Origin of the sequence: Nocardia vaccinii NBRC 15922 (genome assembly GCF_001613305.1) — a bacterium.
Lineage (GTDB): Bacteria > Actinomycetota > Actinomycetes > Mycobacteriales > Mycobacteriaceae > Nocardia > Nocardia vaccinii.
The window spans coordinates 13,203-33,433 of record NZ_BDCC01000070.1 but is presented as its reverse complement, the minus strand read 5'-3'; the positions used below and the strand labels follow the sequence as shown (position 1 = coordinate 33,433).

General features: G+C 64.4%; 20 protein-coding genes. 17 read left to right on the top strand and 3 right to left on the bottom strand.

Translation table 11 applies throughout. The annotated features are described in order from the left end of the window. Positions 1–599: 599 nt before the first annotated feature. The 9 genes from NV1_RS35560 to NV1_RS35520 all read left to right on the top strand — a co-directional run bounded on the left by NV1_RS35560 (position 600) and on the right by NV1_RS35520 (position 9,492). Complete coding sequence (locus NV1_RS35560) at positions 600–1,229, top strand: YqcI/YcgG family protein (protein ID WP_169813486.1); 630 nt, start codon at positions 600–602, stop codon at positions 1,227–1,229. Continuing rightward, positions 1,229–2,518 carry an MFS transporter gene (locus NV1_RS35555; protein ID WP_067901917.1) on the top strand — a complete coding sequence of 430 codons (1,290 nt, stop codon included), beginning with the start codon at positions 1,229–1,231 and terminating at the stop codon, positions 2,516–2,518. The genes NV1_RS35560 and NV1_RS35555 overlap by 1 nt, the downstream gene beginning before the upstream one ends. After that, positions 2,508–3,254, top strand: coding sequence for a Type 1 glutamine amidotransferase-like domain-containing protein (locus NV1_RS35550; RefSeq protein WP_218027309.1), 747 nt, complete (start codon positions 2,508–2,510; stop codon positions 3,252–3,254). Before NV1_RS35555 ends, NV1_RS35550 begins: the two co-directional genes overlap by 11 nt. Continuing rightward, on the top strand, positions 3,251–5,083 hold the full coding sequence (locus NV1_RS35545) for a ThiF family adenylyltransferase (RefSeq protein ID WP_067901914.1): 1,833 nt from the start codon (positions 3,251–3,253) through the stop codon (positions 5,081–5,083). The genes NV1_RS35550 and NV1_RS35545 overlap by 4 nt, the downstream gene beginning before the upstream one ends. Positions 5,084–5,292: 209 nt before the next feature. Then, on the top strand, positions 5,293–6,099 hold the full coding sequence (locus tag NV1_RS35540) for a class I SAM-dependent methyltransferase (protein ID WP_157117585.1): 807 nt from the start codon (positions 5,293–5,295) through the stop codon (positions 6,097–6,099). Continuing rightward, positions 6,096–7,268, top strand: a complete 1,173-nt coding sequence (locus NV1_RS35535; RefSeq protein ID WP_067901911.1) for a type III PLP-dependent enzyme domain-containing protein — start codon at positions 6,096–6,098, stop codon at positions 7,266–7,268. Before NV1_RS35540 ends, NV1_RS35535 begins: the two co-directional genes overlap by 4 nt. Positions 7,269–7,373: 105 nt before the next feature. Then, positions 7,374–8,030, top strand: a complete 657-nt coding sequence (locus tag NV1_RS35530; RefSeq protein ID WP_169813485.1) for a methyltransferase domain-containing protein — start codon at positions 7,374–7,376, stop codon at positions 8,028–8,030. A 154-nt stretch (positions 8,031–8,184) separates the two neighbouring features. Next, on the top strand, positions 8,185–9,003 hold the full coding sequence (locus NV1_RS35525) for an N-acyl homoserine lactonase family protein (protein ID WP_067901905.1): 819 nt from the start codon (positions 8,185–8,187) through the stop codon (positions 9,001–9,003). Positions 9,004–9,201: 198 nt separating this feature from the next. Next, positions 9,202–9,492: a hypothetical protein gene (locus NV1_RS35520; RefSeq protein ID WP_067901902.1), complete on the top strand. Its 291-nt coding sequence runs from the start codon at positions 9,202–9,204 to the stop codon at positions 9,490–9,492. 87 nt (positions 9,493–9,579) lie between these two features. On the opposite strand, the gene NV1_RS35515 is transcribed toward NV1_RS35520, so the two are convergent. Beyond that, positions 9,580–10,482: a formylglycine-generating enzyme family protein gene (locus NV1_RS35515; protein ID WP_067901899.1), complete on the bottom strand. Its 903-nt coding sequence runs from the start codon at positions 10,480–10,482 to the stop codon at positions 9,580–9,582. A gap of 325 nt (positions 10,483–10,807) precedes the next feature. On the opposite strand from NV1_RS35515, the gene NV1_RS35510 reads away from it, so the two are divergent. From NV1_RS35510 to NV1_RS35500, 3 genes are all read left to right on the top strand, one after another. After that, the gene (locus tag NV1_RS35510) at positions 10,808–12,073 is read left to right on the top strand and encodes a molybdopterin-dependent oxidoreductase (protein WP_174557522.1); all 1,266 of its coding nucleotides are present in this window, start codon (positions 10,808–10,810) and stop codon (positions 12,071–12,073) included. A gap of 1 nt (position 12,074) precedes the next feature. Beyond that, a complete protein-coding gene (locus NV1_RS35505; RefSeq protein WP_067901896.1) occupies positions 12,075–12,578 on the top strand; it encodes a hypothetical protein in 504 nt (167 codons plus the stop codon). Between the two features lie 205 nt (positions 12,579–12,783). Then, positions 12,784–14,217, top strand: a complete 1,434-nt coding sequence (locus NV1_RS35500) for a cellulase family glycosylhydrolase (protein ID WP_067901893.1) — start codon at positions 12,784–12,786, stop codon at positions 14,215–14,217. A gap of 131 nt (positions 14,218–14,348) precedes the next feature. Here the strand turns inward: NV1_RS35500 and NV1_RS35495 are convergent, their stop codons facing one another. Further along, positions 14,349–14,747: an STAS domain-containing protein gene (locus NV1_RS35495; RefSeq protein ID WP_067902001.1), complete on the bottom strand. Its 399-nt coding sequence runs from the start codon at positions 14,745–14,747 to the stop codon at positions 14,349–14,351. A gap of 354 nt (positions 14,748–15,101) precedes the next feature. Here NV1_RS35495 and NV1_RS35490 point away from each other — a divergent pair, with 354 nt between their 5' ends. From NV1_RS35490 to NV1_RS35480, 3 genes are read left to right on the top strand one after another with little or no spacing between them, the layout of a single operon-like run. Beyond that, positions 15,102–16,328: a PP2C family protein-serine/threonine phosphatase gene (locus NV1_RS35490; protein ID WP_067901890.1), complete on the top strand. Its 1,227-nt coding sequence runs from the start codon at positions 15,102–15,104 to the stop codon at positions 16,326–16,328. Beyond that, complete coding sequence (locus tag NV1_RS35485; protein ID WP_157117583.1) at positions 16,325–17,944, top strand: sensor histidine kinase; 1,620 nt, start codon at positions 16,325–16,327, stop codon at positions 17,942–17,944. Before NV1_RS35490 ends, NV1_RS35485 begins: the two co-directional genes overlap by 4 nt. Beyond that, positions 17,941–18,381: a response regulator gene (locus NV1_RS35480; protein WP_067901887.1), complete on the top strand. Its 441-nt coding sequence runs from the start codon at positions 17,941–17,943 to the stop codon at positions 18,379–18,381. Before NV1_RS35485 ends, NV1_RS35480 begins: the two co-directional genes overlap by 4 nt. Positions 18,382–18,391: 10 nt before the next feature. Here NV1_RS35480 and NV1_RS35475 read toward each other — a convergent pair whose 3' ends face one another. After that, on the bottom strand, positions 18,392–18,751 hold the full coding sequence (locus tag NV1_RS35475; protein ID WP_067901884.1) for an STAS domain-containing protein: 360 nt from the start codon (positions 18,749–18,751) through the stop codon (positions 18,392–18,394). Positions 18,752–18,947: 196 nt separating this feature from the next. Here NV1_RS35475 and NV1_RS35470 point away from each other — a divergent pair, with 196 nt between their 5' ends. Both NV1_RS35470 and NV1_RS35465 read left to right on the top strand, forming a co-directional pair. Next, complete coding sequence (locus NV1_RS35470; RefSeq protein WP_084526281.1) at positions 18,948–19,376, top strand: ATP-binding protein; 429 nt, start codon at positions 18,948–18,950, stop codon at positions 19,374–19,376. Continuing rightward, positions 19,373–20,164, top strand: a complete 792-nt coding sequence (locus NV1_RS35465) for an RNA polymerase sigma factor SigF (RefSeq protein ID WP_067901881.1) — start codon at positions 19,373–19,375, stop codon at positions 20,162–20,164. The genes NV1_RS35470 and NV1_RS35465 overlap by 4 nt, the downstream gene beginning before the upstream one ends. The last annotated feature ends 67 nt before the right edge of the window (positions 20,165–20,231 follow it).

The following is a 20,231-nucleotide window of genomic DNA, read 5'->3' as shown; positions in this document are numbered from 1 at the left end:
GCCGGACGTCGACTTTGTGCCGGCGAGCTGGGGCATTGCAGAGACCGGTGACAACTGCATCGCTACGGACATTGCCCTGACATAGCCTGGGAAAGGCCTGAAGCGGCGCGGATTGTGAAGAAAGAGGGGGATGATGCTGGACGACTCGCAGGTGGGTCCGGACGATTGCGGAATACGTTATGCGGCCGGAGTCCTCAGCAATTCGGTCGACAGGCTGATTTCCCATGCGAATGACGACAGGTGCGTATCTCTCGGTCGGGCCAGGTCGGCCGTTCGGCTGCTCGGTCATATGGTGGGACGATCGGTGGACAACGGCGACGTGAATCGGTCGGACTTCGCGCCGACCGACGAGCTTGTTCGATATGTCGGTCGTGTCACGTCTCTGGCGGACATTTACGGTAGTTGCCAGCCTTTTCGGCTGTTCGACCGGCTGAGATATCGCAACGATTCGATCGGCTCTCCTGCCGAAAATAATGCAGGGACTAGTCCGGTACGAGACCGCCGATGGCCCGGTTGCGGCGCCGGCATCTCTGGGCGGGGTTTCGAAAGGATTGGACTGGGCGCCCAAGTCAGGTGCCGGCAAGGCAGCATTCGACCGTGTGCTCGAGCAGTCTTCCTGCGTCTTCGCAGTTCGTTCGAATATTTGGGTTGCGCCGTCGCCGACCACCGAAATGCTGCGGAGTTCCTTCGACGAGTGGTGGATTCCGAATTTTCGGGGATTCATCGCCGCGAGTAAGCGGGAAAGAATCGACGGATTTCTCCTCTGCCTGCCGGCGCGGTATGGGTCCACCTTGCCGAATCTGGCCGCGACCACCCGCGATCTGGTCGCAGCGATCGGTCGTCACGACTCGCGGGGAAGTCGCCGAAACAGACCGGAGACGCCGGGATGGAAGTTGACTTTCGAAGGCCGGCGGCTGTTCGTCATCACTTTTGCCCCATGCTATCCGGAGAGCAATTCGCGCAGCTGTTTCGGCGAGAACCACACGTTCATCTTGATCCAGCCCGATGAGGCGTTCGAACGTGCCGTCACACCCGGCGACGGCGGTCTGATCTCGATGAGGGTCAGGCACAGAATACGAGACCGATATGCATCACGAGGCCAAGGGTACGATCACAGTATTTCCGAATCGCCGGTGGAAGCATTCAAATTCGTGAAGCCTATCGCCGCCGGGGATCCACTGGTCCGCTGGTGGGACCCGGAGCTGTATTCAGGAACGGGTCGCGTGTAGTGATTTCGTTACCGGAGAAGTACAAACTGCTGCGTAATGCAGGCTACTCGCGATTCCTTGCAGCTCGCGGACTTTCGCAATTCGGAACGGAACTGTCGCTCGTTTCCGTGGCATTTGCCGTGCTCGATGTCGCGCATACGCCCGGAGCGCTCGGTTCCGTACTTGCGGCGCGGACGATCCCTAATATCGTATTCCTGATCGTCGGCGGTGTAGTCGCCGATCGCTACCCCCGGGGCCGGATACTCGTAGGCAGTGATATCGCCGCTTTCCTGGTCCAGTCGACGCTGGCATGGTGGATTCTGTGTCACGGTGGGCATCTTCTCGTGACCGGCGCCCTGCAGTTGCTACTCGGAACCACGACTGCCGCGTTCCGGCCCGCCGCCGCTGGATTCACCAAATCCGTTGTACCCGAACAAGATTTGCAGAGAGCGAATGCCCTGATCGGATCGGTCGAGAATTTCTCGTGTCTGGCCGGGCCGGCCATCGCGGGCGGCATCGTGCTCGCGCTCGGCCCCGGATGGGCGGTGGCGATGGACGCGGCGACCTATCTCGCATCGGCGCTCCTTCTGATGCCGCTGTGGCGCAACGTCGAGCGGCCACAGCCGACGGCAGCCGGCGATCGGCCCGGGCTGCGCACCGAACTGATGCAAGGCTGGCACGCCCTACGAAGCCGGCGGTGGATCGGAGCCTATGTGCTGGAGGGCCTCTGCTTTCAGGCGGGTTTCGCCGTGTTCTTCACCTTGGGACCGCTGTTGCTCGCTCACTCCGGGACCGGAGCCGGCGGATGGGGGGTGCTGGTCACCGCATTCGGTGCGGGCTCGCTTGCCGGAAGCATCTTCTCGCTGCATGTTCAGCCGGCCCGGCCGCTGTCGACGGGGCAGTTCGGGTTCGCCGTCACTATTCCGGCGATGGTGCTGCTGGGGATCACCGACTCGCTTTTCGTGCTGGTGCCGCTGACATTCTTGGCGGCGGCGGGTTTTGCCACGACCGATACCTTCTTCGGAACCACGTTGCAGCGAAAGGTGCCCGACAGTGAACTCGGTCGGGTCTCGGCTTTCGCCATGATCGGTTCCTCCGCATTGCGTCCTTTCGGATATCTGATTGCGGGTGGTGCGGCAGCCGCTTTGGGCACCTCCGTGACCTTGTTCTCCGTGGCGGCGGTCTTGTTTTTCGCCATACTGTCGGCAACTCTCGCGGTACCCGAGTTGGGTGCTGTTGAACAGTTCGAGCCAGGGCAGGATAATGACTCGTCCGCAGAAATGGCGAAGGGAGCCGAGGGTGCGTCGTGACGAGTCGGCCGGAATCGATCCGGTGCGCAGAATTATCCTGTTGGGCGGCGGCTTCTCCACCGATCCCGATTCACTGCTCGACGAGTACGTTTTGTCGGCGAGTGCCGTGGACAAGCCGCGGGTATGTTTCATTCCGACCGCCAGCGGAGATTCCAGAGGTTATACGGATAGATTCTATTCGGCGTTCACACGGATGAACTGCACGCCCAGTCACCTGTGGCTCTTTCATGACCGGTCGGCGGATATGGCTTCGCTGGTCGCGAACCAGGATATCCTTTACGTGGGCGGCGGCAGCACTGCAAATCTATTGGCCCTGTGGCGTCTGCACGGACTGGACAGGCTTATTCGTGACGCTTATCGGCGGGGCGTGCTGCTGTGCGGCATCAGCGCCGGTGCCGCCTGCTGGTTCGACGCGTGCCTGACCGACTCATTCGGCGATCTGCGGCCTTTGAAGGACGGACTTGGCCTGCTCGAGGGCAGTTTCTGCCCGCATTTCGACGCCGAGCCCGAACGTGATCAGCTGTACGGCCAGGCCGTCAGTGACGGTTCATTGCCCGGAGGATGGGCCCTCCAGGACGGCGCGGCCGCATTGTTTCGTAACGAAGAATTGCGTGACATCGTCACCCGGAATGGAACGTCCACCATTATTGGAATGCGGCGTGAAAACGGGTACACTCAAATATCGAGGAAGTTTTCGAAGGCTCAGATTCTGACCGAGCCGGGCGGGGAGTCATGAACGAATACTTGCAACTGAAGCCGTATCTGGACGTGCGAAATCACGGCAGCATTCTCCGGGTCGGCAACACGCCTTCGATCGGTGTCGAAATCGAAGACGCTCCAGATCTCGTGATCGAGTTGCTGGATAAACTGTCCGATCCGACCTCGGTGGCCCAGGCGGTTGATTTCATCAAGAGCCGCGGCGCATTGTCCGACGGCGGCGCAGAGGATCTTCTGGGGCAACTGGAAGGGTCCGGCGTAATCGGTGAGCCTATTCCGTCGGACGGCCGCTACGCGCGGCATCTGCTCTATTTCGACATGATCGGTGTCGATTGCGTGTCGGCGCAGGAGCGACTGCGCAACGCGACCATCGGCGTAGTCGGTACCGGTGGAATCGGTACGAACGTCGCGATGGTGCTGGCGGCCGCCGGTGTCGGCCGGCTGGTCATCACCGACGGCGATACCATCGAGCTGAGCAACCTGACCCGCCAGTTCCTGTACACCGAGTCGGATATCGGTATTCGTAAAGTCGAAGTTGCGGAGCGGCGCCTGCGGGCGCTGAATTCGGAGGTCTCGATCACGGCGATACCGGCTGCGGCGAGTCCCGAGCTGTTGAAGGAGGGGCTGACCGAATGCGATTTCGTGGTCCTTTCCGCGGACAGCCCGGATGAATTGCGAGAATGGATCGACGACGCGGCGCGGGAGTCCGGTTTCGGATACCTGGTGGCCGGCTACGTCGAGACGGTCGGGTCGGTGGGGCCGATGGTGCTGCCCGGCCTCACTGGATGTTACGGCTGCATGCTTCGCTCGATGGCCGACGATATCGGGGTTCGGCCGGACGAAATGGTGCCGCCCAACCTCAATCGTTCGAAGCAGGCGGGCAGCTTCGGCCCACTCAATTCGATCGTCGCCGCGATGGCCGCGAACGAGGTCGTTCGGTTCCTCGTCGGGGCGCCGTGCTCGACGGCGGGCGTACGCCTGCAGCTCGACTCACAGAACTATCGTTTGTACCGCAACGTGTTCGGGCGCCGGGATGACTGCGCGGCATGCGGCGGGGTACGGCCGAAGGCCGGGTGGGAGAGCGCCGTCGAACAGCCGGCGCTGGAGGACGTCTACGAAGAGAGCCGCACATCCGAGTCGATCAATTCCGTTGTGCTCGACGAGTTTCTCGCAGGTCTGACCGCGCAGCTCATCTCCGATCGGAAGAAGTCCGCATCCTCGATGCGCGCGCTCGACTTCGGCTGCGGAAGCGGTGAGAACCTGGCGATGCTGGCGGCAAGCTTCGGTGAAGTCGTCGGAGTCGACAAATCGACCCGCATGCTCGAGCTGTGCCGGCGCAGAGTTCCGTTGGACGGAGGAGCTACCGTCACGCTGGCGCATGTCGACGACGAGTCCGAATGGAAATCACGGTTCGACCTGATTCTGTGCACCAATGTGCTCGATCACATCCGTGATCTGGACGCTGTCCTGCATTTGCTGAGCAGCTCGCTGACCGAGGAAGGCACCTTGGTGGCGACGATCCCCCATCCCATCAAGGATGGTGGCGTCTGGCATCGCGGACAACGCGGAGGGCTGCCGGACTACACCGATTTCCGGATCGAGGATTATTTCACCGAGGGGACCGTCACCAAATCGCGGGAAAGTTCGAGCGGCGATATCGTCATCGACGCCATCGCGACATATCATCGGACCATCGAGTCCTATGTCCAGAGCTTCCTGAGGGCTGGGTTTTCCATCCAGAACGTATTTGAGCCTCGTCCGGACACGTCGGCCGCGGCGGAACATCCCGTCATCTGGTCCAAGACGTCGAGAGTTCCGTACTTCCTTACGTTCGTGCTCGGCCGCTGAGTTGTCGATCGCGGCTGGAACGCTGTTTCAGCCGTAATCGTCTGTTCTGATTTCAGAGAAATGGAAAGGGGGTGATTACTGTGAAGATCGTTCTGAAGCTGAAGCGCATCGTTCGGGGCGCTGGTCCGATTATCGTCTCCAACTGATGAATAAACGGGGTGCCGGGGCCCTTGGCCCCGGCACCCCATTCGAGAAACTTGGGATTGCACGTGTTGCTACCTGCACGGTCCGCGCAGCGAACCGACGAGCTGAATGAGATAAAAAGCCAGAATTACCCGGACTTCGTTGCGTTCATAGGTCAGGAAAACATGCCACCGGGTGGTCGGAGGACAGTCGATGAGTGGGTTTCCGCCACTAACCCCGACCGGGCGTCCAGTGTGCTGGACCTGGCCTGTACGACCGGCTACTCGGGGCGCGTCGTACATTCCCGCGTCGGCGCTCGAATTGCCGGGATCGATATTTCCGATTCCGCGATCGCGCGCGCACGTGAACTGGCGCCGGACGCGGATAATTTCGACTACCGAGTGGCCGACGCCGCAGCGCTTCCTTTTGCCGCAGACTCGTTCTCGCATGTACTCGGAGGGTCGAATTTCGGCTTCATCGATCGCCGGGATGTCGCCCTCGACGAGGTGCACCGGGTTCTCGTTCCCGGTGGCGCATTGTGCATCTCGGCTTACTACTACCGCGAACGACCACCGGAAGAGCTGCTGGATCGCGTAGCGGACGCCATCGGCTATCGCCCCGACCCCGACAGAACCCACGAATACTGGAAGGAGTTCTTCGGCCGGCGTTTCGATTTGTCCGATGAAACATTGTATGACCTGCCGGTTGATTCGCCACGAATGGTGCGGCAATCGGTCCGTCACTTCATCTATCTGGACAGCGAACCGCTCGCCCGGGCGTCCTGGCGTGTCCGCAATGCCTGCTACCGCCGGTTGCGCAATACACGGCTGGTGCTCAATCAACACCGGCGCTATCAACGCCTTGCGGTGAGTTGCTGGCTGGCACGAAAATGATCACCGATCGCCACCGGGAACTGTATGAACTCACCGCGGAGTTCCGTACCCCCTTCTACGTCTTCGATCTCGATGGGATTCGTTCGGCCACTCTCGGCATGATGTCGGCGTGGCGACGCAATTTTCCCCATTTCACTTTGGCCTACTCGTTCAAGACGAACTGCCTTCCCGCGATCACGACCCTGATGCGGACGATCGGTGCCGCTGCGGAGGTCGTTTCGGGCCCAGAATTGGAGATCGCCCTCGAAGAGGGTTTCGAGCCTGATCGAATCTATTTCGACGGTCCGGTCAAGAGCCGTGCCGAGCTGGAACTGGCGCTCCGGCACCGCGTGCGTATCCAGATCGACAGCCTCGATGAAGTCGCCACACTCACGGACCTGGCCCCGCGGTGCGGCGTCGGGCCGGTGAGCGTGCGGTTGGCGGTCCCGCGTGGGCGGCGACGCCGATCCCGCTTCGGACTGCTGCCGGAGGAGTTTCCGGTTGCCCGAAAGCTGCTGACGGAATCCGGTTTCCAGGTTTCCGGCGTGCATTTCAACACAGGAGTGCATCCGATGGACGCCAAACCGTATCGATCGGTTCTGCGTGCTTGGCGAAGTGAGATCGAGAGCCTGTTCGCCACCGGATCGCCGGTCCCTGTCGTCATCGATATAGGCGGTGGATTCCCAGCGCAGAGCTGTACCGCCGGCGAGCCGGTGCCGGCCTGGAATGTCTTCGCCGACGGAGTACTGGACGAATGCCGTGCTCTGGGTTGGCCGGTGGATGGTCTGCACCTCGTGATCGAGCCCGGCCGGAGTCTCGTGGAGGACCATGCCCTGCTGGTGTCGTCGGTGGTCGTGCGCAAAAGTCGAAACCGTCGCGAACTGCTTGTGCTCGACTGCGGAACCAACGCGGTGCGGTCCATTTCTTCGTGGTTTCACCCGGTGGAGATCATGCGCCCGGGTAGTGCGACGTACGACATCTACGGATCCATGTGTTACGAGTCCGATCTCTTTGCCCGCGGGGTACGCGGGCCGAGCGACATTCTCATCGGCGACCGCGTCGTCGTGGGAGCCGCGGGTGGGTATGACATTCCCAGTGCGAATGTGTGGCTGCGACCGAGCCCGCCTGTATACGGAATCTCGGAAGGCGAACCGGTATACCTGCGAGACGAAGGCGTCGCAATCAGATAATTTTCGGATTTTGAATACAACTGACAAAGGGGAACGGTGATGAGTGGATCACCAGAGCTTGTGGATCGCGTCGTTCCGGGTGAGCGGTGGGTTTTCGACGATCAGGTGACCAAGGTTTTCGGCAATATGCTCAGCCGCAGCATCCCGGAGTACGACGTCATGCGCCAGACCGTCCTGTCCTGCGGGCTCGAGTTCGTTGCGCCGAACTCGGCTATCGTGGACTGCGGAGCCTCCGACGGCGGTGCTATCGCTCCGTTCGTCGACAGATTTGCGGACGAATGCCGTTATCTGTGCATCGAGTCGTCCGAACCGATGGCGAATGCGCTACGTCATCGCTTTTCGAAACATTCCAGTGTCGAGATCTACCGCAAGGATCTGCGTTGTTTCTATCCAGAAGTCGCGGCTGATCTGACACTTTCCGTGCTGACGCTTCAGTTCATTCCCATCGAGCATCGGCAGCGTGTTGTACGAAATATATTCGAACACACTCGGCCGGGTGGCGCACTGGTGCTGGTCGAAAAGGTGCTCGGCGCCGATGCGGAGATCGATGAAATGATGGTGCGGCTGTATCATCGACACAAGTACGAGAACGGCTACAGTCGCGAGCAGATCGACCGGAAGGCGCTCTCCCTGGAAGGTGTACTGGTTCCGGTGACGGCGGATTGGAATATCGAACTGCTTCGTCAGGCGGGTTTCGATCGCATCGACTGCTTCTGGCGGTGGATGAATTTCGCCGGTTGGATTGCCATTCGCTCCCGGTAGCCGAACGGTCGGTCCCGGGAGTTCGACCTGGTGCGGTCCTGGTCGCCGTGGAGTCCGGCCCAGCTGGGTTGGCGCAGTGTGGTGGTGAATACTGGAGGAGGGTGATATTCAGAACGTGCGCTATTCCTTCACGCCGGAAAGGAACGACGTCACAATGGCCGATACCGACAAGATCAAGCTCACAATTCTGCCCACCGGGACCATGCACGGCGACCTCAGCTGGCTGTTGATCGACCCCGGGCGCATGGCCAGCAGTGCCGACAAGCACAAGGCCCGCGACTGGGTCGAAGTTCCCACGCACGTGGTGTACATCGAACATCCCGGTGGTAAGAAGTTGCTCTGGGACACCGGAGTGCCCCGCGACTGGGAAAAGCGCTGGGGCCCAACCGGCCTGGAGAAGTTCTTCCCGGTGGACTCCGTCACCGAGGACATGTGGCTGGACTCACGCCTGAGGCAACTCGGTCTCGAGCCCGGCGATATCGACTATCTGGTGCTGTCTCACCTGCACGCCGACCACGCCGCCAACGCACAGCTGTGGGCCGGCACCGCCACCACCATCGTCGTCGACGAGGAAGAGAAGAAGGGCGCGTTCAGCTTCGAGGGTTACAGCAAAGGCCCCTATATTCGGTCCGATTACGACGGATTGGAGCTGACCACCATCAACGAGGACACCGAGCTGCTGCCCGGCATCACACTGCTGCGCACTCCGGGCCACACCCGGGGAACCCTGTCGATGCAGGTCGACCTCGCCGACACCGGCACCATGCTGTTCGCCTCGGACTCGCTCTACCGCAGCGAAAGCTACGGGCCGCCCGCCGTGGCCGCGGGAATCGTGTACGACACTGTCGCCTGGTTCAATTCCGTCGAGAAGATCCGCTCCATCGCCGACCGGACCGGCGCCACCGTCGTATTCGGCCACGATCCCGGTCAGCTGTCCGGTCTGAAGACCGGCGTCGGCAACTACTACTCCTAGACTTCAGTCGGACTTCATGGCCGTGATCGTGCCGGCCGATGGGCTGAACGTTGAGCTGATCCGCACGATCATTTCGTGTTTGCCTGGGACGCAACTGGATTGGCGGTGGGCGCGCCCGACGGCGGGTGGAGCCGATCTCATCGCTTGAAAAGCGGAACGTCGTTCCGTACCGTTGAGAACGGAACGTTGTTCCGCTTTGTGGAGCGGAGACCACCCTCGGATCGGATTCCCGGCGGTGACATCGACGACGCGATCGCCCGCAGCGCATTGCTGGACCGCTACTGCACCGAAATCGGCCGCGCCCCGGCCTCCCTCACCCGATCGATGCACCTGCCGGTCTCCGTCGACCACCCTGAGCTCACCCGCGACGCGATCGCCCGCGCCACCGATGCCGGCTTCGGCCACCTCGTCCCCGGACTACCCAAACCCTTCCCGGCCGGCATCGCCCAGTGGGTCGTCGAGGAACTCATCACCACAGCACGATCATGACCTTCCGTGAACGAGCACCAACCTCTGGTTGTCCGGTCTCCGCAGAGCGGGGTTCAGCGGTATCGACCAGCAACGCCGGTCGAGTGATCAGATAGGCAGGATGCACCGGAAGCCGAGGTGGCATGTGGCGGTGTCCTCGGTCTGCCCCTGGCGTGCGGCGGGCCGGTAGCGCAGACAGTAGTTCGGCGCACACAGGTACGAGCCGCCTTTGATCACCCGGCGCGCATATCGCTCACCGGTTGCCGCCGGAGGCGGTGCCGCGGTGTACACGGCGGGACAACACGAGCCCGCAGTGCCTGTCCGGTGTTCGGAATGGAAATAGTCGGTGGTCCATTCCCACACGTTGCCTGCCACGTCGAACAGCCCGTACCCGTTCGGCGGATAGGTGCCGACCTTGGTCGTGCCCGGCCGGGTGGCCTGGCCCTTACCGGGGAGGAACTCCCATGGGAACCGGCCCATCCACGTATTGGCCCGTCGTCGTCCCCGCGGAGCGAACTCGTCCCCCCAGGGGAACCGCGCTCCGGCCAGGCCACCGCGGGCGGCGAACTCCCACTGCGCCTCGCTCGGCAATTCCTTACCGGCCCATGCGGCGTACGCCTCGGCGTCGGCGTAGGCGATGTGGGTGACCGGATGCCGATCGCGCCCAACCAGATTCGTCCCCGGCCCGCCCGGATGACGCCAGCACGCTCCCGGAACGTACGACCACCACTGCCGCCAGTCATCCAGCCGGACCGGCCCGGCCGTCATCTCGAACACGAGCGCACCGGGAACCAGATCGGCCGGGTCGGCGCCGGGAAACTCCGCCGGGTCCAATTCCCGTTCGGCCACGGTCACATATCCGGTGTCCCGCACGAATCGACCGAATGCCGCGGTGGTCACCGGATGAACATCCATCCAGAACGAGTCGACCGCGACCTCACGCACCGGCCGCTCCTCGGGAAAGAATTCCAGCGACCCCATCGCGAACGAGCCCGCCGGAATCCGCGCCATACCTTTACGCACAGTCACTGCCGAGCCGCCGACTTCACCCGAGCCTCCTGGCCGATAGATCAGAAACCCTGCTCATCTCCATTCCGGTGCCGAGCAACCTACCCCATCGCCCGCGATCAGCGGCCATGAAACATCAGCGATGGCCTCGCGCCGACTCCTTCCCCGCATGGCCCGCAACAGCGGGATGACGAAAGGAGCGACAATGGCGGGTAGCTGTCATTATTTCGTCATCCGCCCTGGCAGGACAACCTGATGCGCTACCGAATCGGGACTCGGGCGCTGGTGTCGACCGCGAGAACCGCAGGCTGCGGCATATCTTCGAAGCGTGGTTGTCCAGAAGCACATTCGGTCGTTGCCGCGGCCGCGCTGGCGTAGCCCGCTGCGTGGCCCATGGCTGACCTCGGTGTTCGGTTCTGTTCTGCTGGTCTGTCTGCCGCTCGTGATAGTCACCGGCTTGTTGTCCTACATCGCCTACGGGCCGCGTTTCGGACAGGCGATCCCGGCGCACGTCGGGGGCCTTGCGCTGCCCACCTTCGATTGGCCCACCCGTCCATCGTGGCTGTACCGGCTCACACAGGGCCTGCATGTCGGGTTGGGGCTCGCGCTCGTGCCGGTAGTGGCGGCAAAGCTCTGGTCGGTGATCCCGCGACTGTTCGCCTGGCCTCCGGTGCGGTCGGTCTCGGCGGCGATCGAGCGGGTGTCGTTGGTGATGCTGGTGGGCGGCGTGCTGTTCGAAATGGCCACGGGGATACTCAATATCCAGTACGACTACATCTTCGGATTCTCCTTCTACACCGCGCACTACTTCGGGGCGTGGGTGTTCATCGCCGGATTCGTCGCACACGTAGCCGTCAAACTGCCGCGCATGATCGCCGCACTGCGTTCACGATCACTGCGGGAGGTGTTGCGCACCTCCCGCGCCGATACCGAGCCCGAACCGCCCGATGCCGACGGTTTGGTTGCCACCGACCCAGACGAGCCGACCGTCAGCCGCCGCGGAGCCCTGGCACTGGTGGGCGGCGGCGTGGCGTTCGTCGTCGTCCTCACCGCGGGCCAGACCGTCGGCGGATTCACCCGCCGGGCCGCGCTGCTACTACCCCGCGGACGCGGCGAAGGCCGCAGCGCCAACGACTTTCAGATCAACCGCACAGCCACCGCAGCCGGAATCACCACCGCCGATGTCGGCGATTCCTGGACACTGAGCTTGATCGGCGGGCCCGTTCCGGTACGCCTGGACCGGGCGACATTGCTGGCCATGCCCCAACATGCCGCCCGACTGCCCATCGCCTGTGTCGAAGGATGGTCCACCACACAAACCTGGACCGGGGTGCGACTGTGCGATCTGGCCCGCCATGCCGGTGTCGAGCGGCCCACTTCCGCGGCAGTGACCTCGCTCGAACGGGCCGGGGCGTTCAATCTTGCACTGCTGCAAGCGAATCAGGTACTCGATCCCGACGCATTGCTGGCATTGCGCGTGAACGGCGCGGACCTCTCGCTCGACCACGGCTACCCGGCACGCATAATCGTGCCCGCCATGCCAGGCGTTCACAACACGAAATGGGTCTCCACAATCGAATTCCGGAGGGCATGAAATGGCCGCGGGCAGGCTGATCCACCGATGGAAACGCGCGTACGGAGCACACCCGCTGCACTTACCCCTGCTGCTGGCGGCATTCGCACTCGCCGGCTACAGCCTGTGGGTGCTCGGGTTCGACGCGCTCTGGAACCACCGGGTGTGGTGGCAAGCGATCGCGGTGTGGTTCGCGGCGGCCATCGTCGCCCACGACCTGCTGCTCTTCCCCGCGTACGCCCTCGTCGACCGTGTACTGGGCGCACTGTCCGCCCGGACCCGGCTCCGACTCTCACCGTTGAACTACATCCGAGTACCCCTGCTCGGCATCGGGCTGTCGTTTCTGCTGTTCTTCCCCGGAATCATCCAGCAGGGTGCGGCCACTTACCGCGCTGCCACCGGAGGTACCCAGCAACCATTCCTCCTGCGCTGGCTACTGCTGTCCGCGATCATGCTCGCGGTCAGCGCACTCGCCTATGTGGTCCGGAGCATCAGGTGCTGGTGGTCGATCTCTCGCCGAGAATAGAGCCGTGCCGGGGCGACCGACCATCGCCCGACATTCTCCAAGACCGAGTCCGCTGCCCGCCGCCGGAAACGGATCCAGATGCATATGCACTATAAATACTTGGCAAATGGCGCTGCATCACCGTCGAGACCGACTTGCGCGGGGTCGGTTCCTGCCCAATGCGTGCATCCCGCCGATGCCGCGAACTCGGTGAAAGGTTCTCGGGATGACCATGATCGGGTGGATGCTGCGGGGTCTCGGGGTGGCGGCGGTGCTGCTGGTAACGGTGCTGCTGGTAACAATGACCTCCCTGCCGTCGGCCACGGCGGCGCCGGCGAATCCGGAATTGGGGCACGTGGGGCGCTGGATCACCGACGGCCAGGGCAGGGTGATCACCTTGCACGGTGTGAATCTCGTGTACAAATACCCGCCTTTCTATCCGGCGGCCGGGGGATTCGGTGATCGCGACGCCGCCTTTCTCGCAGCGCGCGGGATCAATGCGGTGCGGCTGGGGTTCGCGTGGAGCGCGGCGGAGCCGCGGCCAGGGGTTTACGACGACCGGTACATCGCGCAGATCGAACAGACCCAGCGGGTATTGGCCCGGCACAACATCTACTCCCTGGTGGATTCGCATCAGGACGCGTTCAACAAGTCGGTCGGCGCGAGCTGGGACGGGTTTCCCGGTTGGGCGACGTTCCCCGACGGACTGCCGCCGGGCCCGGTCCCGGGCCTGTTCGGGGCCTACACGCTGAGCCCGGCCCAGAATCGGGCGTGGGCCAATTTCTGGCGTGATCATCCGGCGCCGGACGGCATCGGGGTGCAGGAACACTATGCGGCCATGTGGTCGCATATCGCGCGACGATTCGCGGGCGAACGCTACGTATTGGGCTACGACCTGATCAACGAGCCGTGGCCCGGCATGACGCACCCGACGTGCCTGCTGGACGGTTGCCCCGAATTCGCGCGAGACGCGCTCGCCGCCCTCCAGGCCAAGGCGATGACGGCCATCCGGCGAGTGGACCCCCGGCATCTGCTGTTCTACGAACCTTTCGTCACCACCGATTTCGGTTCGCCGGTGCGCATGCCGAACCCGACCGGCGATCCCCGCGCCGGAATGAGCTTTCACGATTACTGCCTCGGACCGATCCGGACCTGCCCGCAGAACGGTTTCGACAGCACCCGCGCGGCCGGCACGGCGGGACTGGTGACCGAATTCGGCGCGACGCGGGATGCGGCGATGTTGGCGCGGGTGACCGGCAGCCTGGACGACAACATGGCTTCCTGGATGCTGTGGTCCATCACGCAGAACCAACTGCCGGGCCACAGTCAGCAACCGCCGACCGGCCCGAATCTGATCGCCCCCGCGGAGTCGGTCGTGCGCCCGTATCCCCAGGCGGTCGCGGGCACTCCGCAGGAGTGGCACTACGACCCGGGCACAGGAACATTCGGCTTTCGATATACCACCGCCCGCCCGGATTCGGGCCGTCCGTTCGCCGGAGACCTCCGCACCGAGGTGGTCCTGCCCCGATCGGACTACCCCAACGGCTATCACGTCGACGTGCACGGCGCCGATGTCGTGTCCGCCCCGGGCGCCGAACTGCTGCAATTGCGAGCCATTCCCGGACAGTCCGTCGTCCAGCTGACGGTGACCCGCCGCTGAATTTCCCGGGGCCGCAATTCGTCTCGCGGCCCCGAGCGCGTTCGCATACCGCCGCGGGGCGGCTGAGGCAGCGGTCTATATCGGCAGCAGAGTTCAGGCTTCGATGAAGGCGGCCGGCTCGGCGTGCCCGATCAGTTGCGCGTGGGGTCCTGCGCTGTGTCCGCGAGCGCGCTGGGCAGATCGTCGTAGAGGCCGAACATGCGGTCCAGGCCCGTCACCTCGATCACTCGGCGCGCGGCGGGTGAGACTGTCACGCGAAGCGGGCGCGGCGCGGCCACCTGCGCCGCGAATTGCAGCACACTCAAGCCCGCGGAGCCGAGAAATCCGACTCGCGACAGGTCGATCACCACGGTCATGTCCTGCTCGGCGCGCTCGATGACGGTCCGGAGTTTTTCGACCTGGGTCTGCAACTGCGGTGCGGTCAACGCGTCCACCTCACCCCGTACGGACAGCACCACCGCACCGCCGTGGGTGCCGATTTCGATATGCAGAACATCACGGTCACCGGAATTCGATCGGTCCACAGACATCACGCCCTCACTCTCCATGGCAAATAGACGACACAGCCCCGCCCCGGCGGGCAACACTATCCGAGACATCGAAAGAGCTCATGCAGTCGGCAAGGCATACCGGGCATATCGGGCGCACCCGGCTCACCACCTTCGATAGCCGCTCATCCGGCGTCGGAACGACAGCGACGCTGATCACGTTCGGCCCGGCCGGCACGTCGTGGCTGCTGCGCGGATGCTGCGCCTCCGGCCGGTGAAGCAGGGCTCAGCCGTCGGGATGGGCAGTTTCGCGACGGAATCGGATACGATCGTCGCTGCCTCACGGTCCAGCAACCGGCCGACGGGTATTCGGCGTGCGCATAACGCGCAGGATCCATGAGATCGGAGGCCGTGGTGGCGGTATTCACCGACCACTCGGCGGGAATAGTCGCACGGCTGCAGGACATGGCGATCCTGCTGGTCGAGGACGACCCCGGCGATGCACTGCTGGTGGAGGAACTGGTCGGTGCGGAAGCCAGGCCGCGGATGCACTGGGTGCGGACGCTGACCGAGGCCGACGCCTACCTGACGACACAGACACCCGACTGCGTCCTGCTCGACCTGCATCTCCCCGATGCCCAGGGACTCCAGGCGCTGGCCCGCATCCACCGGCACACCGACGCCGCGGTCGTGGTTATGACCGGACTGGACGAGGAACGCACCGGACTGGCCGCGGTCGCCGCGGGCGCCCAGGATTACCTGGTCAAAGGCCGGGTCGACCAGGAGCTGTTCGACCGCTCGATGCGGTACGCCGTACAGCGCAAGCAGGCCGAGCGCGCGACCGTGGCGCTGCAGGCCAGTCAGATGCGCGCCCGGGAGAACGCCCGCCTGGAACGCGGCCTGCTGCCCACCCCGCTGCTGTCACACGACAGTGCGGTGCAGGTGATCGCGCGCTACCGTCCCGGCCGCGACCATGCCCTGCTGGGCGGGGACTTCTACGACGTCGTCCAGGACTCCGCGGGACTCGTGCACGCGGTCATCGGCGACGTGTCGGGTCACGACCCCGACGCCGCGGCCACCGGTGTGGCGCTGCGATTGGCTTGGCGCACACTGGTTCTCAGCGGCATCGTCGGCGCGCGGCAGTTGCAGCTGCTGGAGGAGGTGCTGCTGGCCGAACGCGTCCAACGGCAGACCTTCGCCACCGCCACGTCGCTGGTCCTCGATCCCGCTTCCCGGACGGTGCGGATCCAGCGCGCCGGACATCCCGGCCTGCTGGTGCATTCGAACGGCGAACTGCGCTGGCTCGAGGTGCCGGGCGGCCCCGCCCTGGGCTTCTTCCCCGAGTGCGCGAAGTGGCCGGTGCACGAGGTGACGATGTCACCGGACACCAGCCTGATGTTGCTGACCGACGGGCTCTTCGAGGGCTGTGTCGACGCGGCCAAGGGCCGGCTGGGCGAGGATGGTCTGCTCGATCTGGCCCGGCAGGTGATCGGCCCGGTGCCCGAGCGTTTCGTCGACGATCTGATCGCGCGGGTCGAGGGCCTGGCCGAACCGGCCGGCGGCTTGGACGACGATCTGGCGATCCTGCATCTGCGATGGCGGAAGGAGGACGCGGACCGATGAGTACCTCACCCGCGCGGCGCGGTTCCACGCTGTTGCGCCGCCTGACCGTGATGAACTGGTTCCAGCTCGTCCTGGCCTGCATGATTCTTCTGGTCATCGCCGGGACACTGGTCGGCGTCCAGGTCATCACCCAGACCAATCAGATCAGCGACCGGCTCCTGGACCGCACCACCCCCGCCATCACCGAGGCGTATCGGCTACAGAACGCGCTGATCAGTCAGGAAACCGGCTTGCGCGGCTACGCGCTCACCGCCGATCCGCAGTTCCTGCAGCCGTACGACACCGGCCGCCGGCAGCAGAACGACTCGGCTGACCGGCTGCGAGAGCTGATCTCCGGGGAGCCGAAATTGTCCGGCGATCTCGAGACCATCGAGCGGATGGCCGATCAGTGGCACAGCGTCTACGCCGAGCCACTGGCCACCGCGAGCACTCCCGACGCCGTGCGCGCCCTGGGCCAGACGAGTGCCGATCATGGCAAGAGCGTGTTCGACCGGCTGCGCACCGCGTTCGGCGCACAGAATCGGTCGCTCGCCGACACCCGGGCGCACGATATCGCCGCGTTGAAGCATGCGCAGACGCTGCGCGACAGCGTGCTGATCGGCATGATCATCGCGTTCATGCTGACCGCGTTCGTGGTGCGGGAGCTGATGCGACGGGGAGTGGCCCGGCCGCTGCAGAATCTGACCAGCGCGTCCAGCCGGGTCGCCGACGGCGATTTCGGTCACGTCATCGATACACACGGACCCGCCGATTTGGCGGCTGTCGCCACAGCGGTGGAGCAGATGCGCCGGCGCATCATCGAGGAACTGAGCGCCTCACGAGAGGCCGGCGTGGTGCTGACGGAGCAGACGGCCTCCCTCGACGCGCAGACCGTGGAGCTGCGGCGATCGAATGCCGAACTCGAGCAGTTCGCCTATGTCGCCTCGCACGACCTGCAGGAGCCGCTGCGCAAGGTCGCCTCGTTCTGTCAGCTGCTGGAAAAGCGCTACGGCGATCAGCTCGACGAGCGCGGCCTGCAATATCTGTATTACGCCGTGGACGGCGCCAAACGGATGCAGTCCCTGATCAACGATCTGCTCACCTTCTCCCGGGTCGGCCGCGTCGGCGGCGACAGCACCCCGGTCGCGCTCGAGCAGCCGCTGGACAAGGCGATCGGGAATCTCTCGGCGCTGATCGAGGAGACCGGCGCCCGCATCGAGCGCCCCGACACCCTCGCCGAAATCACCGGCGAGCCGATTCTGCTCACCATGCTGTGGCAGAACCTGATCGGCAACGCGATCAAGTTCCGCCGACCGGACACCGCGCCGGTGGTCCGGGTGACCTGCGAAGCCGACGAGGATGCCGGCGGCTGGCGCCTGACGGTGTCGGACAACGGAATCGGCATCGCACCGGAATTCTCCGAGAAGGTCTTCGTCATCTTCCAGCGACTGCACGGCCGCGACGAATACAGCGGCACGGGTATCGGCCTGGCCATCTGCAAGAAGATCGTCGAGTATCACGGCGGCCGGATCCGGATCGACAACGACTACACCGACGGCACCCGGTTCGTCTTCACCCTGCGCGGCACCGGCACCGCGCCCATCGACATTCCCGAATCCGAAGGAGCCCCCGCATGAACCGAGCCGGCCAACCGATCGACATCCTGCTTGTGGAGGACGACCCCGCAGACGAGCTGATGACCCGAGAAGCGTTCGAGGACAACAAGATCGGCAACACCCTGCACGTCGCCCACGACGGGCAGGAGGCGCTGGACTTCCTCTACCGCCAGGGTGAACATGCCGGGGCCCCACGCCCGGATCTGATCCTGCTGGATCTGAACCTGCCCAAATACGACGGCCGCGAGGTGCTGGGCAAGATCAAGTCCGACCCGGACCTGTCGCATATCCCGGTGGTCGTGCTCACCACCTCCGCGGCGGAGGAGGACATCCTGCGCAGCTACCGGCTGCACGCGAACGCGTACGTCACCAAGCCGGTCGACATCGATCAGTTCATCGCGGCCATCAAGCAGATCGACGAATTCTTCGTTCAGGTCGTGCGCTTGCCGAACCTGTGAGCGCGACAGCTCAGGACGCGCTCTGCCGCCCGGCGGCCAGGGCGGCATCGAGCGTGTCGAATACCGCCAGCACCTGGTCCAGTCCGGTCACCTCGATGGGGCGGCGCACCGCGGTGGAGGCCACCACCCGCAACCGCTCCGGTTTGGCCGCCTCGGCGACGACCAGCAGGGCGCTGAGTCCGGCCGACCCCATGAAACCGACCCCGGACAGGTCCGCGACCGCCGCGGCGCCGTCCTGGCCGGCCTGTTCGAGGGCGGTCTGCAACTCCGGCACCGAGACGATGTCGATCTCCCCGCGCACCGCGACCACCTTGGTGTTCTCCCGGGTGTGCACCTCGATATCGAGCGTGTGCGTCTCGTCCCCGCTCATCGCCACCGTTCACCTCCGTTGCACGGGTTCGGCGCGAAGGGTCCGTCCGCCGGCGCCGAACCATGTTCTCCGTGGTAGAACCTACCGCACCGGACCGGGGCAGGGCGTACCGCGAAGACGGAGCGGTTCGGCGATCAGTACGCTCGCAGAGAATAACGAGAGGTTCGGCCGCGATACGGAATTCGGGAGTAGTGAAGTGAGTCTGGACGAGACGACATCCGCGTCGGCGGCGCGCACCCGCACGATCGGTATCCGGGTGAGTGCGGATTTCGAAGAACTGGCGATGCTGCGAGCCGTCGCCGAGACCATCGCGCTGCTGGCGGACTTCGGCATCGACGAGGTGACCGATATCCGGCTCGCGCTGGAAGAGGTCGCCACCACGCTGATTCGGGATGCCGTCCCCGGATCGGAGCTCGACTGTGAGATCGGCTACGACAACGCATCGATGACCATCCGGGTCTCCTCGATCGCCGCATCGGACCACGGGCCCGATCAGAATGGTATGAGCTGGCATATCGTGTCCACGCTGACCGATTCGGTGAGCACCACGGTCGATCCGCTCGACGCGGCGACGAACGGGTACCGCACGACCATCGAATTCCGTTGGACGAGCGGGGTGCGATGACCAACTCCTCCGGTCCCGCGAAGGACACCGGTGAGGGTTACGAGAATCTCGAGCCGCTGTTCGCCGAGATGGCCGGACTCGCCGAGGACGACCCACGGCGACGGCAGCTGCGCGAGCAGATCATCTCCCGCTGCCTGCCCATGGCCGAGCACGTCGCCCGCAGGTTCTCCGGACGCGGGGAGAACTTCGAGGACCTCCTGCAGATCGCCCGCGTCGGACTGGTCGCCGCGGTGGACCGCTTCGACCCGGATTTCGGCGCGACGTTCCTGGGTTTCGCGGTGCCGACGGTCATGGGCGAGGTGCGTCGGCACTTCCGCGACCATGCCTGGACGATCCGAGTCCCGCGGCGGCTGAAGGAGATTCAGCTGAGGCTGGGCCCGGCGATCGAGAAGCTGAGCCATGAGCTGGGCCGGGTGCCCCGCGCGCGGGAGATCGCCGACGAACTCGAGGTCGATCTCTCGGAGGTGACCCAGGCGCTGATCGCCCGCAACGCCTACCAGACCGCCTCGCTGGACGGCGCCGACCACGACGACAGCGACTCCACGCCCCCGCTGCGCGACACCCTGGGCGCGGAGGAACCCCGTTACGAATTCGTCGAGGACTACCTGGCCGTCAAACCGCTGCTCGCGGCGCTCCCCGATCGGGAACGCGAGGTGCTGATCATGCGTTTCTACGGTTCGATGTCGCAGAAGCAGATCGCCGACCGACTCGGATGTTCGCAGATGCAGGTGTCCCGATTGCTCGCGAAGACACTGAAGACGCTGCGACAGCAGGCACTGCCGGACTGAACGGCACGGGGCCGGTGCGGCGGATTCGGACCGTGCCGCCACCGGCACGACGACCTGGGCGGATAAT

What these genes read in the sequence shown, in the direction of transcription:
- NV1_RS35525 (WP_067901905.1), top strand. Translation starts at nt 8,185, where the DNA reads ATGGCCGATACCGACAAGATCAAGCTCACAATTCTGCCCACCGGGACC.
- NV1_RS35465 (WP_067901881.1), top strand. Translation starts at nt 19,373, where the DNA reads ATGACCAACTCCTCCGGTCCCGCGAAGGACACCGGTGAGGGTTACGAG.
- NV1_RS35515 (WP_067901899.1), bottom strand. Translation starts at nt 10,482, where the DNA reads ATGGCGCGGATTCCGGCGGGCTCGTTCGCGATGGGGTCGCTGGAATTC.
- NV1_RS35480 (WP_067901887.1), top strand. Translation starts at nt 17,941, where the DNA reads ATGAACCGAGCCGGCCAACCGATCGACATCCTGCTTGTGGAGGACGAC.
- NV1_RS35500 (WP_067901893.1), top strand. Translation starts at nt 12,784, where the DNA reads ATGACCATGATCGGGTGGATGCTGCGGGGTCTCGGGGTGGCGGCGGTG.
- NV1_RS35475 (WP_067901884.1), bottom strand. Translation starts at nt 18,751, where the DNA reads ATGAGCGGGGACGAGACGCACACGCTCGATATCGAGGTGCACACCCGG.
- NV1_RS35485 (WP_157117583.1), top strand. Translation starts at nt 16,325, where the DNA reads ATGAGTACCTCACCCGCGCGGCGCGGTTCCACGCTGTTGCGCCGCCTG.
- NV1_RS35545 (WP_067901914.1), top strand. Translation starts at nt 3,251, where the DNA reads ATGAACGAATACTTGCAACTGAAGCCGTATCTGGACGTGCGAAATCAC.
- NV1_RS35495 (WP_067902001.1), bottom strand. Translation starts at nt 14,747, where the DNA reads ATGTCTGTGGACCGATCGAATTCCGGTGACCGTGATGTTCTGCATATC.
- NV1_RS35535 (WP_067901911.1), top strand. Translation starts at nt 6,096, where the DNA reads ATGATCACCGATCGCCACCGGGAACTGTATGAACTCACCGCGGAGTTC.
- NV1_RS35505 (WP_067901896.1), top strand. Translation starts at nt 12,075, where the DNA reads ATGGCCGCGGGCAGGCTGATCCACCGATGGAAACGCGCGTACGGAGCA.
- NV1_RS35490 (WP_067901890.1), top strand. Translation starts at nt 15,102, where the DNA reads ATGAGATCGGAGGCCGTGGTGGCGGTATTCACCGACCACTCGGCGGGA.